Here is a 15,002-nt window from a genome sequence, read left to right as displayed (position 1 = left end):
GACTGCAGCAGCTATTGCTGCAGATGAGCGACTCTTCAGGCAATCGCGCTGGTATCGACCGGCGCGCCGGTTTTCTGCTTGACCTCATCGACCGTCACGCCAGGTGCCAACTCGACTAGTTTGAGCCCTTCCGGGGTGACATCCAATACGCACAGGTCAGTAATGATCTGGTTCACCACACCCACGCCCGTGAGCGGTAAATTGCACGCTTCGAGTATCTTGTGCTGGTCGCCCTTGGCAACGTGCTCCATGATCACCACCACACGCTTCACGCCAGCCACCAAGTCCATCGCGCCGCCCATGCCCTTGATCATCTTGCCCGGGATCATCCAGTTGGCCAAATCGCCATGCTGGCTGACCTGCATCGCCCCCAGGATCGCCAGATTGATGTGCCCGCCGCGTATCATCGCAAACGAATCGGCCGACGAGAAAATCGACGAGCCCGGCAGCGTGGTCACCGTCTGCTTGCCCGCGTTGATCATGTCCGCGTCCACTTCGTCTTCATACGGCGACGGGCCGATGCCCAGCAAACCGTTTTCCGATTGCAGCCATACTTCGATGCCCGTGGGCACATGGTTGGCCACCAGCGTGGGCAGCCCTATGCCAAGATTGACGTAAAAACCGTCCTTCAATTCCTTGGCCGCGCGCGCCGCCATTTCTTCCCGAGTCCAGGCCATCGTTATTCTCCTTTTTTCCCGCTGCGCACGATCCGCTGCTCGATGCGTTTTTCCGGATGCGCGTTCACCACGATGCGCTGCACGAAGATCCCCGGGGTATGAATCGAATCCGGGTCCAGCTCGCCCACTTCGACGATTTCCTCGACTTCGGCTATCGTGATCTTGCCCGCCATCGCGCACATCGGGTTGAAGTTGCGCGCCGTGCGGCGATAAATCAGGTTGCCCGATTTGTCGGCCTTCCAGGCCTTGACCAGACCGATATCGGCCGTCAACGATTTTTCCATGACGTAGTTTTCGCCATCGAATTCGCGCACTTCCTTGCCCTCGGCCACGATCGTGCCGTAGCCCGTCTTGGTGAAAAACGCCGGTATGCCCGAGCCGCCGGCGCGCAGCTTTTCAGCCAGCGTGCCTTGCGGTGTGAATTCCAGTTCGAGTTCGCCGGCCAGGTACTGGCGCTCGAACTCTTTGTTCTCGCCCACGTACGACGAAATCATCTTCTTGACTTGACGGGTTTCCAGCAGCAGGCCCAGACCAAAACCATCCACCCCGGCGTTGTTGCTGATGCAGGTCAGGTTCTTCACGCCGCTAACGCGCAGCGCGGCAATCAAGGCCTCGGGGATGCCACATAGGCCGAAGCCGCCAACCGCGAACGTCTGGCCATCCTTGACCACGTCCGCTAGCGCCGCTTGGGCGCTGGGATAGTGCTTGTTCATCGAAAGTCCTCCTGTATGAGCTTTATGCGCGCCTGAGCGTTGCCGACGGAAAAATCAAACGCTGAATCAAACCAGGCCGGTCATGTAGTACACGGCGATCACGAAAAACACCGCGAGCGTCTTGATGATCGTGACTGCAAATATGTCCCGGTACGACTGCCGATGCGTCAGGCCGGTGACCGCCAGCAGCGTGATGACCGCGCCATTGTGTGGCAAGGTATCCATGCCGCCGCTGGCCATTGCAACCACACGGTGCAACACCTCCAGCGGAATATGCGCGGCCTGTGCACCCTTGATGAAGGTGTCTGACATGGCCGCCAACGCGATACTCATGCCGCCCGATGCGGAACCGGTAATACCGGCCAGCGAGCTGACCGACACCGCTGCATTGACGAGCGGATTGGGGATGCCCTTGAGCGTATTGGCTACCACCGCAAACCCCGGCAGAGCGGCGATCACGCCGCCGAAACCATATTCCGACGCGGTATTCATCGCGGCAAGCAGCGCACCGCCGACAGCCAGCTTGGTGCCATCGGCAAAATTCGTACGAACCCGGCCAAACGCGGTCAACAACACCAGCACGATGCCGAGCAGTAATGCGCCTTCAACCGCCCAAATCCCGACGACCCCGGGCACCGCGGTGGTGAGCGGCGTATGCACGCCGGGTAAGACGTCCGCGGGCACCGAATAGCTGCTGCCGTACCACTGCGGGATCAACTTGGTCAAAGCGAAATTGGCGACGCCAACCAGTATCAACGGAGCAATCGCCAGCAGGGGATTGGGCAGATGCGCGGCTTGGACGCGCTGCGGTTCGTTGACAAGCGAGGTGCCGTAGCCTTCGCCGGTAGCGGTGACCGAGCGGCGGCGCCACTCCAGGAATGTCAGCCCGACTACGATGATGAACAGCGAACCGATCGTGCCTAGCCACGGCGCAGCCCAGCCTGTGGTTTTGAAGAAGGTGGTGGGGATGATGTTCTGGATTTGCGGCGTGCCGGGCAGAGAGTCCATCGTAAACGAGAACGCGCCCAAGGCGATGGCGCCCGGCATCAAGCGCTTTGGAATATTGCTTTGACGGTACATCTCGGCGGCAAACGGATAGACCGCGAACACAACCACGAAAAGCGAGACGCCGCCGTAGGTGAGTAGCGCGCATACCGCAACGATCACCGCATTGACACGGCCCTTACCGATATAGCGTATCGCCGCTGCGACAATCGACTCGGAAAAGCCCGATAGCTCGATCACTTTGCCAAACACGGCGCCGAGCAGGAACACGGGAAAGTAGAGCTTGACGAAGCCCACCATCTTTTCCATGAAGATACCCGTGAACACCGGTGCGACAGCAGCCGGTTCGGTCAACAGCACGGCGCCGAGGGCAGCCAGCGGCGCGACCAGGATCACGCTGTAGCCGCGATAAGCCGCCAGCATCAAGAACACTAGAGCAGCAAGAACAACAACGAATGACATGAGGTCTCCAAAAATATTTTTTGTGTTCCGCGCCGCGGAAGTTTTTCTATTCCGTCGTCGCGGAAATTTTATGTTCCGCGGCCACGAAAAACGGGCGTCGGAAGAAACGGGATTGCGTGCGCTTTGGCGCATCGGAATACGTCACGCAGTTTCCGTGCCAGGGGCGGCGCCGCCTGGAGAATCCTCTCGCACGGGCCTCGCGCGTTCGCCGCGTTTCTTATTTCGTCTCGATATGGAGATATTTATTAAGATGTCATGCTACCCCGCGGTCGAGAAATGCTTATATATAATGGCGGCTCGGAAATCTCTGTATAGAGATATCGCGTCTCCATATCAAGACGTCCAGGCAATATCAATCAGTTGGAGACATGCATGCGGGAGGACTGGAGCAACGTGCCCGCCGACTACGGCGACGTACTGCGGCGGGCGATGGACTCGTTATTCAAGACCTTCGAGAACTCGAGCGAGGGCACGGTGATCGTCGATCAGGACGCACGCATCGTCTGGATAAACAAGCGTTATGCGGCGCGCTTCGGCTATGCCGATCCGCGCGAGGTGATCGGCCGGGATTGCGAAACGGTGATCCCGAATAGCCTGATGCGCGAAGTGGTGGCGACCGGCAAGCCGATTCTCCTGGACTTGCTCGATACCGCGCCCGAGCCGCTGATCGTCACGCGCTTGCCGCTCAAGGACGATCACGGCATCACGATCGGTGCCATCGGCTTTGCGCTGTTCGATGAAATGAAGGCGCTCACGCCGCTGTTTTCGCATTACTCGCGTGTGCAGCAGGAGCTCATCGCGACCCGTCAATCGCTGGCGCAAGCGCGCCGCGCCAAGTATTCCTTCGCAAGTTTCGTCGGCACGAGCCCGGCCAGCGTCGAAGTGAAGCGGTTGGCCCGCCGTGCCGCGCAAGTCGACTCGCCGGTGCTGCTGCTGGGCGAAACCGGCACTGGCAAGGAACTGCTCGCCCACGCGATACACGGTGCATCGGCGCGTTCGGCCAAGCCGCTCGTCACGGTCAATGTCGCGGCCATCCCCGACACGCTGCTGGAGGTTGAATTCTTCGGCGCCGCAGCAGGCGCATACACGGGTGCCGAGCGCAAGGGCAGGGTGGGTAAATTCGAACTGGCCGACGGTGGCACGTTGTTCCTCGACGAAATCGGCGATATGCCGCTGCCGCTACAGGGCAAGCTGTTAAGGGTGCTGCAGGACAAGGAGTTCGAGCCGCTCGGGTCGAACCGGATCGTGCGCGCCGATGTGCGCATCATTGCGGCGACTTCGGCGGATCTTCCCGTGTTGGTGGCTGCAGGCAGGTTTCGCGCCGACCTGTTTTACCGGCTCAATGTGCTGACCATCAATGCGCCGCCCTTGCGTGAACGTCTTTCCGATATCGGTACGCTGGCCTATGCGATTCTGGAAGATCTCTCGGAGCAGGCGCGTCCCGGGCGGTCGTGCAATTTTTCTCTCCAGGACGATGCGCTGCAGTTGCTGTGCGCCTACTCGTGGCCCGGCAATGTACGGGAGTTGCGCAACACGCTGGAGCGCGCTGTGATGTTATCGGACAGCGAACAGATCGACGCCCGCGTGCTGGCACGCTTCATCGACTCCGCGCGCCTGCCGCCGCCATTGCCGGTCGAAGCGGAAGATAGCCTCGCACCGTCCTATGCACAGGCGATGGCGGCTTTCGAGTATGGCTTTCTGCGCGACGCGTTGCTTGCTAGCGCGGGTCGTGTGCCGGATGCCGCGCGCCGCATCGGCATGGGTCGTGCGACGCTGTACAAGAAAATTGCGGCGCTAGGCATCGAGATCTGAGGCAAAGCTTGAGCATTCGGTTAGGGAACGTCGATTTCCGCTTTGGATCGCACGGCAATGTGCCATAGTTAAAGTCGGGGTGCTCAATGAACCGTGAGGAGCCGATTATGGAAGACGTGGATGTCCTGATCGTAGGTGCTGGACCGGTTGGTTTGCTGCTTGGAACCGAATTGCAGCGTGACGGAATTGCGGTGAGCGTCATTGACCGGATGCCGGCAAGGGGGTTTTTCTGCAAGGCGCTGGGTGTTACGCCACGCACACTCGAAATATTCGACGATCTGGGCATCGTTGATCGCGCGATCGAGGCAGGCGTATGGCTCACCGGCGTCCAAACGTGGGTCGACGGAGCTATCGTGCCGGCGCGTAGCATGCGCATGCCGGAACACGGCTTGCCCTACGGGTCGCTTTCGCTTGCGCAGTACGAGACGGAGTGGCTGCTCGAAGCGGCATTTACCGAACATGGCGGGCACGTGAGTTATGGCTACACGCTGGACAGTTTTTCCGAAATGGACGATGCGATCGAAGCGCACCTGACGGGGCCTCAGGGCGAGGCGTGCACCGTGCGTTGCCGATGGCTCGTCGGGTGTGACGGGGCGGGCAGCAAGGTACGTTCAGCACTGGGCCTGCCGTTTGAAGGCGAGAAATTTCCGCAGACGTTTGCTCTGGCCGACGTGGACGTGGACTGGGCGTTTCCGCGTGGGCCGATGTATCGCTTCGAATGGAGCGATGCTGCGCGTGCCAATGCGTCACTCGCGGCGGTGCCCGTTCGTGGCTCTGCGCGGCGCTACCGGCTTTCGATGATCGTACAAGAGGCGCGGACGGCTTCGTTGGCGGGTGTTACGGCACCGGACTTCGATATGATGTCCTCACTATTGCTACCCTCGCTGCCGCAGGGAACGCGGCTGTCGTCGATGCGCTGGTCTTCGGTTTATCGAGTAAGTCATCGCATCGCACCGGCTTACGGAAAAGGGCGCGTGTTTATTGCCGGCGACGCCGCACATATCCATCCGCCCGTAGGCGGGCAGGGCATGAACACCGGGCTGCAAGACGCGCATAACCTCGCGTGGAAACTTGCGCTCGTGGCGAAAGGCAGCGCGGGTCCGGAACTGCTTGCTAGTTACTCGGCGGAACGGCATCCCGTCGGCCTCGACGTCGTCCAGTCGACGAGCGCGGCGCTCAATGCCGTTCTGGCCCGGAAGGCAGCCAATCCGGCGATGCGCGAGACGCAACTGCTGATCGCGTACCGCGGCAGCGCGATCGTGTCGGACGCTTGCCCGGACGTGGCGCTTGAGTTGCCGGCACCCGGCGACCGACTGCCGGATGTGGGCGGCTTGTCTCAGCGTTTTGTCGGATACCCTCGGCGACTCCACGAGTTTGTCGGCAATGGACGACACACGTTGCTCGGTTATGCAGATGCGGCTGGCGAGCAATATGACGCGTTCGTCGATGGTTGTCGCGCGCTTGCTGCGCTGTTGCCTGGCGCCGCGTCGGCTGTGCTTGTCACTGCGCGGGGTTGCGAAGTGCAGGGCGACGAACTGATGACGGTGTTGACGGATAGTGCAAACGAATTCGCCGACACATTCGGCGCGCCGGGGGGCATGGTATGGATAGTGCGACCGGACGGCCATATCGGATGGCGAACTCGTGACTGCTCGGGGGATTTGGTCAGCAATTTTTGCGAACACTACGAGCGGCTGAAGCGCCCGGCTTAAGCGTTGGCGAGGCCACGACATAAAGATGTAATAACGTTGTCGAATCTGCCTTGTTACCATTTCGAGTTTAGGCTCGGGAAAAAGAGAGCCCGGGAAATCTGTGAGGTTCATGACATGGACGATGCAGGCAACGAAGTTGTTCGCGCCCGAATCCAGCCGCGCCAAGCCATTGCCGAGTTTGCCAAGGTACTTTGGCACCTGCGCGCTATTCTGGCGATGCTATTGATACTGTTCCTTGCTTTGTCAGCCGCGATGTATTCGGTTGGGGGGGCAGTCGATACGGCTACACGCACACCCTCATCGGTGGGCCAAACTTTCTACTTTTGCGCAGTCACGGCGCTGACCATTGGCTACGGCGACGTGATACCGACCACCACGCTCGGGCGCATAGTCGCGGTTTCGCTTGGACTACTCGGCGTGTTGATAACGGGTGTAGTAACTGCTTCCGCTGTTTATGCTATCCAAGTGGCTGCGCGCCGGGCGGGATTACGGCTTGACTAGGCTCGACTACACTCATTGAAACTTAATATTTTGTGATTTAGTACGGCTGCCCAGGCGAATTCCCGCTGGATTTCACGGGGCATGGTTGGCAAAAGGCTGCTAAGTCGCCGATCCGTGCGTTTCCAACCCGCACCAGACCATCCAAGAGCAATCTGGCGCAAGCAGGAGCGAGCGCAAAAAAACCGACCACTACATAGCTAAAATTTCCCTCACCGCACTATCGATGAATTTAACATCAACAGCGTTGGCCGCAGGGCCGCCCGCAAAATGCCCCCAAACCGACTCGATAGGCCGCAACTGCGCGTTGCGCATTTTCGCAACCTCATACTCACTATCTTCCGGCGGAAAATACAGATCTGTGCGCCCGGGCATCACAATAGCCTTCGCAGTGATACTGCCCAATGCCCGATCGAAATCGCCCTTATAAAGCGGATTCGCGGAAATATCGCCGTGCTGCCAGCTCCACATCATCGACAAAATATTGTTCGCGTCCTTCTTCAAGAAATCGCCCTCCCAGAACTGGGTAATAAAGTCCTCGAGAGAGCCATATCCCATCGCTTCCATGTCGAGCCGTTGACGCAGAAACGCCTGCGAAAATCCCCACCCTGCAAACACACGTGCAGCAGCGCGCATTCCACGCGTCGGCGGTGCATCGTAGAACCCGTCCTTGAACTCTGGGTCCAACAGTAGTGGCGCCTTAAGCCCTTCGAGAAACACAAAGTTGTGCCGCGAGCATCGCGCCGCTCCGCAGAACGGCAGAATGCGCTCGACCATATTCGGATACATTGCGGCCCAATGGAACGCCTGCATCGCGCCCATCGACCAGCCAGTGACGAGTTTGAGCGACTCGATGCCAAACTTCTCGGTCACAAGGCGATACTGCATCGCGACGTTGTCGTAGAGCGTCACATGCGGAAAGCGGCCACGATCATAAGGCTGCGGATTGTTACTCGGCGAAGTCGATACGCCGTTGCCGAACATATTCGGCACAATGATGAAGTACTCGCGCGGATCGAGCCCCATGCGTTCCCCAATCAGCCACTCATTGTCGACATGGCTGCCGCTATAAAACGTCGGATAGACAATCGCGTTGTCGCGCGCCGCATTCAGTCGGCCATACGTCTTGTAGCTGAGCAGCATGTCAGGCAGCGTCGCGCCGGATTGCAGCACGACGCGGCCAAGATTAAAAGTTTCGAAGTCCGTCATTTGAACCTCCTATTTAATTGGCGACGACGTTAAGGAATTTTCGTGTGCGCTCGTGAGTCGGGTTGTCGATGACCTGCCGCGGCGTCCCTTGCTCGATAACTTCGCCGCCGTCCATGAAGACGACGCGGTCGGCGACATCGCGGGCAAAGCGGATTTCGTGCGTGACCACGACCATCGTCATGCCGGCATCGGCCAGCCCACGCATCACGCCCAGCACTTCTCCGACGAGTTCTGGATCGAGTGCCGAAGTCGGTTCGTCGAAGAGCATCAACTTGGGCTTGATCGCGAGCGCACGCGCAATCGCCACGCGCTGCTGCTGCCCGCCCGATAGCCGATGCGGCAGAAAATCCGCATGCGCGGCGAGGCCTACGCTCTTCAACAGCTCCCGGCCCAGCGCTTGCGCTGCGGCGCGCGGCACGTCATAGACCTGCCTTTGTGCTTCAACGATATTGTCCAGCGCACTCAAATGACTGAAGAGATTGAAATGCTGGAACACCATGCCCACGCGCGCTTCGGCGCGTGCACGTGCGAGGTTGTGCAGGGGCCGCACCGTGCCGCCGCCACCCGGCACTTCGCGATAACCCACATACTGCGAATCGACCTTGATCGTTCCCCAGTCAAGCGGTTCGAGATGGTTAATGAGTTTGAGCAGTGTGCTTTTACCGGAACCGCTCGGGCCGAGGATTACGACCACTTCGCCATGCGCGATCGACAGGTCGACGCCGCGCAAAATCTCGCGCTTGCCATACGATTTCCAGACGTTCCTGCACGCGACAAACGGTTCATCGCGGTGCCGCGGCGTGCGACTTTCGGCAGGCAGCAGCGTACCGATCCATGCGTGATCGTTCGCCTCCGGCTCTTTGGCGGGGACCGGCAAAACAATCGGTGCGTCGAGCGGTTTCACATCACGCGTCGATGCGCGCAGTCCGAACCAGGAGAACGTGACCGTTCGGTCGCGCTCGTGATCGAAGATGCGTTCGAGCCACACCTGAAGCAACGAGATCCCGCTGGTCAGGACCAGATAAATCACCGCCGCCGCACCGAACACGGTAAAGAACTTGAAGTTCTGCCCGACCACCTGTTGCGAGCGAAATGTTAGCTCGTTGACGAAGATTACCGACGCGATCGACGTTAGCTTCAACATGCCGATGGTGTCGTTGGCGAGACCCGGGATCACCGCTCGCATCGATTGCGGCAGGATAATGCGGCGTAACGTTAGCAACGGTCCCATGCCGAGTGCGGCGGCCGCGGTCGATTGCGAACGGTTCACCGACAAGATTCCAGCACGAAACAGTTCAGCGCTGAATGCCGCCTCGTTCAATGCAAAGCCGATAACCGCAGTCGTGAATTCATCGAAACGCAAACCGATGAGCGGCAACGCGTCGAAGATGAACACGAGTTGCAGTAGTTGCGGTGTGCCGCGCACGAACCAGATATAACCCCACGCCGCTGAGTTCAAGGACTTGAACCGCGACAGCCGCATCAGCGCAAGACCGAGCCCGAGCACGAGCCCGATAGCCATCGCTATCAGCGTGATCTTTACCGCGATCCATGCGCCGCCGAGCAGGAACGGCGAGCCGACATACCCGGCCAGCTCCTTGAAACCGTCTAGCACCTGAACGCGATCGAGACCGGCGGCCATCGCCGGCTGCAATACGAACATGGCAACCATACCGAGGGCGCCGACGATCTTGTGTTTGATACGCAATGCCTTCATTTCCGAACCTGATCTGTGACGCTACCGGCACACGACGCGGTGTGCCGCGCAGGCATGCTTTATTGAGTAAGCAGTGTGGTCGGCGTTTCCAGCGACGGATCTACGTCGTACTGCTGAAAGGTCTTCTTCTGCGTCTGATTGGCCTGCATGATTTTGAGTCCGTCGGATACGGCGGCGATCATGTCGGCATTGCCCTTTTTCACGCCCACGCCGATCTTCATGCCGCTCGTCACCATGAAGCCGCGCGTGTACATCTGTGGGTTCTGTTTCGCGAGACCGTCGACGAGCGCCAGGTCGTACATCATGACATCGGCGCGCTGGCTTGCGACGAGGCGCGCGCCTGACGCGATATCGGCGGACGTCATGATGGTTACATCAGGCTTGCCTTCGGCCTTGCATTTGGCGCCTTGCGCTTGCGCCATCGTCAGTTCGACAGTGCCGATGCCGGCGGTCACCGTGAGGCCGCAGAGCTTGGAGATGTCATCGATCTTCTTGGGGTTACCAGCCGCCACCAAACCGCCTGTGCCGGCCTGCATATACGTGACGAAGGTCGTTTCCTTCGCGCGTTCCGGCGTGTAGTACAGCAAGTCCCACATCACATCGATCTGTCCGGCACGCAGTGCGGGCAGCAGCCCCGGCCAGCCGGCAGTGAAGAATTCCGTCTTCACGCCAGCGCAGTCAAACACGGCCCGGGCCATGTCGGCATCGGCGCCGATGATCTTGTTGAAATCCTTGTTGTCACGAAACGCATACGGCGGCGACTCGGGGTCCACCCCTATCTTGATGGTCTTGCCCGCAAGCGATGGATATTTTTGAGCCACCTTGGACGGTTCGCATGATTGCGCTGACGCGCCTTGTGCGAGGAGAAGGCCGGTGAGAGCGCATAACAGCAGCTTGATTGCCTTTGACATGAACATGGCGAATCCTATAGAGGTTGAACGAAATACGCGTGGAAGAGGCGGTATAGCGAAGTGAGAATGAAGTGGTCTAATGGCCGAGCAAGTCCATATGACTTGCAATCGAACCCGGCGTAGTAATGGAGATGCGGCCGTCGTCGCGCGCGCGGGCAATATGTTCGAGCGCGCGTCGCAAGTGACATAAACGATGCGGCTGTCCCATTAGGTATGCATGCAACGCAATGCCCATCACCAGCGGCTGCCGCGCAGATTGCCGCAGCATTTCCTCGAAGTGATCGATTACCAGATCGGCGAACGACTTCGCGTCCATTTGGCGCGCGAGGATCATCGGGATATCGTTGACTTCTTCCGGATACGGAATCGCCCACAGCGGCCGACCGTTGCGCGTAAGCAGGCGCGTCGGCTGATCGTCGTGACACCAGTTGAGCGTGTACTGGTAACCCGCTTCGGCCACCAGATCGCTGGTGACCTGACTCTCCGATAGCCACGGCGATAACCAGCCTGCTGGCTGCTGCGCGCTTTGCGCTGCGATCCGCTCGCGACATGCCACGATCAGCGCGCGTTCGTCGTCTTCAGTCAGCGTTCCTTGTCGTTCCGAATTCGTATGGCCGTGCGCGACGAGTTCATCGCCACGCTGAGCGAACGCGGCGACCAGCTCAGGGCAGTGATCGTAGAGCGCCGTGTTGATGATGGCCGCGGTCGGCAGCGCGAGGTCATCGAAGAGATCGAGGCAGCGCCACGCGCCCACGCGCAATGCGTACTCACGCCACGTGTGATTTAGCACATCCGGTTCGGGCATCACCGGACCGATAGTCGGCCCCAGTCCTTCGCCGAACGCAAAGTGCTCGATGTTGAAGCCGATATAGACCGCTAGCCGGGAACCGTCAGGCCAGCGATAAACAGGGCGGCTGTTGATCGGTGAATATTGAAAGCGCCCGTGCTCGGGCAGCGAACGATGTGCGGGGGAATCCATGGTCCAGTGAGTCCTGTCGAACGGCGCGTACGCCTGTGTTCACGTCAGAACCCATGGTAGCGAAGCCAAAATAGCCGCATAGAGCTTGCTGCGAACAAACTCTTGTACACATGCGCATGGAAGGTCATTACTCACAACGTCACGCGGTGAAGAGCGACTTCCGGATGATCGCGTGCACCTCCCAGTAAGAGATTAAAAAGCAATGTCCGTGCCATCGATAACAATGCGGTTAGCACTACTGCGCTGCGTTACAACCGTGCGCCGCGAGGTTCGAGCCGTAGTTGAAGCGCGGAAGCATTTGCAGATAACGCACCTCCAGCAGGTCACCGGGCTTCGCGTCCTTCACGATACCTCTGGACCCTCCGGCGAACCTTGCTACGTACGAAAAGCTTGCGACAGATATTGCGAATATCCTGACTTCCGTGAGGAATTTTTGCTGAGGTCGAGTCCACCTGGAACAGGCTTCCACCATGGCAAGACAATTTGTCTAGTAATTGACAATTTGTTTTTTTTCGCTTGTAATCGCGGTCAGCGACTCAACGATGCAATCGTTCAGGAACACCACCATACCGCGGAGAAGGAGCTGATGAAAACCACCATCGACGGAGTACCTGGCGATTCGGCCGGCACTACAGCGGCGGCTGAAGCGGGACCCGAGACACGCGGCGCGAGCGCTGACCAGTTGCTCAACAGCCTTGATCACTCGGCGTTCACGACTAAGCATTGGGCGATGTACATCACCGTGGCGCTGGGCCATTTCTTCGATGGCTTCGATATCAACATGATGGGGCTGGTGCTGCCCGGCATCATGGCGAGCTTTGCGTTGAATGGACGTCAGGCCGGAGTGCTCGCCTCGAGCGTGTTTCTCGGCATGTTCGCGGGCTCGGTGCTGATCGGTATTCTCGCCGATAAATACGGCCGCAAGCGCGCGCTCGTCGGCGCGATACTGGCCTACTGCCTGGTGAGCTTGGCGACCGCATGCGCCTGGAGCCATACGTCGCTGCTCGCGTTGCGCATTTTGCAGGGCGTAGGGCTGGGCGCGGAAGTGCCGCTCGTGTTCACGTACCTCTCCGAATTCATGCCCACCCGTCGCCGCGGTCTGCTGCTGGCCTCGAGTGTATTTTTCTGGCAGGGCTCGAGCTTTTTTGCGGCGTTCATCGCGATCTTGGTAGTGCCGGCGTTCACCTGGCGCGGGATGTTCGTGGTGGGCGCATTGCCCGCCATTGTGTTGATGCTGATGTGGCTGAGGCTGCCCGAGTCGGTGCGGTTCCTGATCAACCGCGGCGAACTCGGCAAGGCCGAAACGATAGTCGCGAGTTTGAGTACGGTTGAGCCGCGCTCGGTCGCGAGCGCCAGCCGGCCACCGGTGCATGATCCGGCGCGCCTGCGCGAGATATTTTCAGGTGGCTATCTGAAGCCGACGATCGGTATCTGGCTGATGCAGTTTGCCGGTGGGGCCGTATTTTTCGGGCTGGCTATCTGGTTGCCGTCGATTTTCGCCAAGATGGGCTTTCCCATCGTCAAGAGTTTCGCCTTCACCGGCGTGATTGCCGGCGCGGGTGCGCTCGGCAACCTCGGCGGCGGGCTGTTGCTCGAGCGATGGGGGCGGCGCAACGCGGTGTCGCTGTTTTTCGTCATCGGCGGCATGCTGATGTTCGTGTGGGGAAACGCGACTACTCCCGGTGCGCTGCTCGGACTGGGAGCGTTGACTGCCTTCTTTGCGTCCGGCGCGGCGGGCGGCCCCTTGTTTGCTTACACGAGCGAGGTCTATCCGACCCGCTACCGCGCCGCCGGCACCGGCTGGGCGGCCGGCTGGCAGCGCATCGGCGGCATCGTTGCGGCACCGGTGCTGGGTTCACTACTAGGCGCGGGCGTGCCGGGCTATACCTTTTTCGCGGTGCTCGGCGGTGTGTTGCTGGTCGGCGGGGTCGGGGGCTATGCGCTCGGTTATGAAACGAAGGGCAAGTCGCTCGAACAGATCACCGCCGATCTGACGCGGTGAAGACAGCACTTGGCTCGACGGGGTCGATCCAACGGGCTCGATTCAAGGGGCTCGATTCAAGGGGCTCGATTCGACGGGCTCGATTCGAGAATGATAGGAGTAAGACGGACGCATGACGGCGCGGGATTCGTCGCTGCCGGCCGGCAGCACCGCCATGCGAGAGCGGATCAAGGAGAGGTAAATGGCATATTTCAACAGCGGCTCGCGCCGCCTGCATTACGAAGCGCTCGGCGACGGTACGCCCATCGTGCTGGTGCATGGCTTCACCAATTTCGGCCTGTCGTGGATGCAGCAATTGCCCTTGCTCGTGCATAGCGGCTACCGTGTCATCGTGCCGGACCTGTATGGTCATGGCTTGTCGGATCGGGCCGCAGGCGTCGCGAGCGTCGAGACGCTTGCCGCAGACATGATCGCGCTGCTGGATCATCTGTCGCTCGACCGGGCGATCATCTGCGGGTTGTCGCTGGGTGGCATGGTGGCGCAGCAGTTGGCGCTCGATTATCCGCAGCGTGTCTCGTCGCTCGTCATCGCCAACTCGCGCGCGAAGTTTTCCGATCCGCACCTGAAAACGGTGGTCGAGGGCTGGATTGCCACCTTCGACAAGCCGCAGGGCCCGGAACTCCGCCTGCAGGCGACCTGGCCTATACTGCTGAGCGAGCGGTTTCGCGAGAGCCCTACGGGGGAAGCGGCGCTCGCCATGTGGACATTGCTGGCGCGTGGCAACAGCGGCGCCTCGTTGTCGAACGTGGCACTCGGCATGCTGTCGTTCGACGTTCTCGATCGGCTAGTCGCGATCCGTGCGCCGACCCTGGTGATCAGCGGCGAACATGACAAGCTGTTTCCGCCAGCGCAGGCGAAGGAAGTCGCGGACGGCATCCCCGGCGCCACGTTCCACGTGATTTCGGGTGCCGCCCATATCTCGTGTCTCGACAGCCCAGCGGCGTTCAATCGGCTGCTCGCGGACTTCCTGTCCGACGTCGCCCCAACAGCTTTGTCACGTTAGTGGAGCGTGAAGCCAGTGCGCATCGATATGCACGGGCTTTGCTCCACGCGCGTAGGACTACTCGCCTTGCCAACTTGGCGAGTATTAATTGGATCTGCTCCTAGTGAGGTTCTAACACAATATCTCGTGGTCCTCCCGATTGGACCATGATGTAGACGACGTCCTCGTCAGTTTCATTTTTGACGTGATGACTGACGCCAGGACCGACAGCGTAATAATCGCGCACATCGATCTTCTTCACTTCGTCGCCTACTCTAAACTCGACTGTCAACACACCCTTGACTACAGTGAAGCGGTCACTC

Annotated in this window: 13 protein-coding genes; 5 read left to right on the top strand and 8 right to left on the bottom strand. The window is 59.8% G+C overall.

The genetic code is table 11. The features are described from left to right. Positions 1–35: 35 nt before the first annotated feature. The 3 genes from GSQ77_RS17120 to GSQ77_RS17110 all read right to left on the bottom strand — a co-directional run bounded on the left by GSQ77_RS17120 (position 36) and on the right by GSQ77_RS17110 (position 2,857). Entirely contained in the window at positions 36–677 is a 642-nt protein-coding gene (locus GSQ77_RS17120; protein WP_158903986.1) for a CoA transferase subunit B, read from the bottom strand. A 2-nt stretch (positions 678–679) separates the two neighbouring features. Then, positions 680–1,390 (bottom strand): CoA transferase subunit A, encoded by a 711-nt coding sequence (locus GSQ77_RS17115; RefSeq protein ID WP_158903985.1) that lies wholly within the window; start codon positions 1,388–1,390, stop codon positions 680–682. A gap of 66 nt (positions 1,391–1,456) precedes the next feature. Further along, positions 1,457–2,857, bottom strand: coding sequence for a GntP family permease (locus GSQ77_RS17110; protein ID WP_158903984.1), 1,401 nt, complete (start codon positions 2,855–2,857; stop codon positions 1,457–1,459). A gap of 372 nt (positions 2,858–3,229) precedes the next feature. Between GSQ77_RS17110 and GSQ77_RS17105 the strand changes: the two genes are divergently transcribed. The 3 genes from GSQ77_RS17105 (at position 3,230) to GSQ77_RS17095 (ending at position 6,882) form a co-directional block, all read left to right on the top strand. Continuing rightward, positions 3,230–4,669, top strand: coding sequence for a sigma-54-dependent Fis family transcriptional regulator (locus tag GSQ77_RS17105; protein ID WP_158903983.1), 1,440 nt, complete (start codon positions 3,230–3,232; stop codon positions 4,667–4,669). A gap of 107 nt (positions 4,670–4,776) precedes the next feature. After that, the gene (locus GSQ77_RS17100) at positions 4,777–6,381 is read left to right on the top strand and encodes an FAD-dependent monooxygenase (protein ID WP_158903982.1); all 1,605 of its coding nucleotides are present in this window, start codon (positions 4,777–4,779) and stop codon (positions 6,379–6,381) included. 114 nt (positions 6,382–6,495) lie between these two features. Then, complete coding sequence (locus tag GSQ77_RS17095) at positions 6,496–6,882, top strand: potassium channel family protein (RefSeq protein ID WP_158903981.1); 387 nt, start codon at positions 6,496–6,498, stop codon at positions 6,880–6,882. A 189-nt stretch (positions 6,883–7,071) separates the two neighbouring features. Here the strand turns inward: GSQ77_RS17095 and GSQ77_RS17090 are convergent, their stop codons facing one another. From GSQ77_RS17090 to GSQ77_RS17075, 4 genes are all read right to left on the bottom strand, one after another. Beyond that, complete coding sequence (locus GSQ77_RS17090; RefSeq protein ID WP_158903980.1) at positions 7,072–8,088, bottom strand: alpha/beta fold hydrolase; 1,017 nt, start codon at positions 8,086–8,088, stop codon at positions 7,072–7,074. A 13-nt stretch (positions 8,089–8,101) separates the two neighbouring features. Then, positions 8,102–9,805: an amino acid ABC transporter permease/ATP-binding protein gene (locus GSQ77_RS29835; RefSeq protein ID WP_158903979.1), complete on the bottom strand. Its 1,704-nt coding sequence runs from the start codon at positions 9,803–9,805 to the stop codon at positions 8,102–8,104. A 59-nt stretch (positions 9,806–9,864) separates the two neighbouring features. Further along, on the bottom strand, positions 9,865–10,722 hold the full coding sequence (locus GSQ77_RS17080; protein ID WP_158903978.1) for an ABC transporter substrate-binding protein: 858 nt from the start codon (positions 10,720–10,722) through the stop codon (positions 9,865–9,867). A gap of 70 nt (positions 10,723–10,792) precedes the next feature. Then, on the bottom strand, positions 10,793–11,695 hold the full coding sequence (locus GSQ77_RS17075) for a polysaccharide deacetylase family protein (protein WP_158903977.1): 903 nt from the start codon (positions 11,693–11,695) through the stop codon (positions 10,793–10,795). A 586-nt stretch (positions 11,696–12,281) separates the two neighbouring features. Here GSQ77_RS17075 and GSQ77_RS17070 point away from each other — a divergent pair. Both GSQ77_RS17070 and GSQ77_RS17065 read left to right on the top strand, forming a co-directional pair. Then, positions 12,282–13,697, top strand: coding sequence for an MFS transporter (locus GSQ77_RS17070; protein WP_158903976.1), 1,416 nt, complete (start codon positions 12,282–12,284; stop codon positions 13,695–13,697). A 181-nt stretch (positions 13,698–13,878) separates the two neighbouring features. Next, positions 13,879–14,700: an alpha/beta fold hydrolase gene (locus GSQ77_RS17065; RefSeq protein ID WP_158903975.1), complete on the top strand. Its 822-nt coding sequence runs from the start codon at positions 13,879–13,881 to the stop codon at positions 14,698–14,700. A 100-nt stretch (positions 14,701–14,800) separates the two neighbouring features. On the opposite strand, the gene GSQ77_RS17060 is transcribed toward GSQ77_RS17065, so the two are convergent. Beyond that, positions 14,801–15,002: cupin domain-containing protein (locus GSQ77_RS17060; protein ID WP_158903974.1), on the bottom strand; the 202-nt coding region annotated here is incomplete at its 5' end.

This window comes from Burkholderia sp. L27(2015) (assembly GCF_009765705.1).
Classification (GTDB): Bacteria; Pseudomonadota; Gammaproteobacteria; order Burkholderiales; family Burkholderiaceae; genus LMUX01.
This window is presented reverse-complemented; position numbering and strand designations above follow the sequence as displayed.

What these genes read in the sequence shown, in the direction of transcription:
- GSQ77_RS17120 (WP_158903986.1), bottom strand. Translation starts at nt 677, where the DNA reads ATGGCCTGGACTCGGGAAGAAATGGCGGCGCGCGCGGCCAAGGAATTG.
- GSQ77_RS17115 (WP_158903985.1), bottom strand. Translation starts at nt 1,390, where the DNA reads ATGAACAAGCACTATCCCAGCGCCCAAGCGGCGCTAGCGGACGTGGTC.
- GSQ77_RS17110 (WP_158903984.1), bottom strand. Translation starts at nt 2,857, where the DNA reads ATGTCATTCGTTGTTGTTCTTGCTGCTCTAGTGTTCTTGATGCTGGCG.
- GSQ77_RS17105 (WP_158903983.1), top strand. Translation starts at nt 3,230, where the DNA reads ATGCGGGAGGACTGGAGCAACGTGCCCGCCGACTACGGCGACGTACTG.
- GSQ77_RS17100 (WP_158903982.1), top strand. Translation starts at nt 4,777, where the DNA reads ATGGAAGACGTGGATGTCCTGATCGTAGGTGCTGGACCGGTTGGTTTG.
- GSQ77_RS17095 (WP_158903981.1), top strand. Translation starts at nt 6,496, where the DNA reads ATGGACGATGCAGGCAACGAAGTTGTTCGCGCCCGAATCCAGCCGCGC.
- GSQ77_RS17090 (WP_158903980.1), bottom strand. Translation starts at nt 8,088, where the DNA reads ATGACGGACTTCGAAACTTTTAATCTTGGCCGCGTCGTGCTGCAATCC.
- GSQ77_RS29835 (WP_158903979.1), bottom strand. Translation starts at nt 9,805, where the DNA reads ATGAAGGCATTGCGTATCAAACACAAGATCGTCGGCGCCCTCGGTATG.
- GSQ77_RS17080 (WP_158903978.1), bottom strand. Translation starts at nt 10,722, where the DNA reads ATGTTCATGTCAAAGGCAATCAAGCTGCTGTTATGCGCTCTCACCGGC.
- GSQ77_RS17075 (WP_158903977.1), bottom strand. Translation starts at nt 11,695, where the DNA reads ATGGATTCCCCCGCACATCGTTCGCTGCCCGAGCACGGGCGCTTTCAA.
- GSQ77_RS17070 (WP_158903976.1), top strand. Translation starts at nt 12,282, where the DNA reads ATGAAAACCACCATCGACGGAGTACCTGGCGATTCGGCCGGCACTACA.
- GSQ77_RS17065 (WP_158903975.1), top strand. Translation starts at nt 13,879, where the DNA reads ATGGCATATTTCAACAGCGGCTCGCGCCGCCTGCATTACGAAGCGCTC.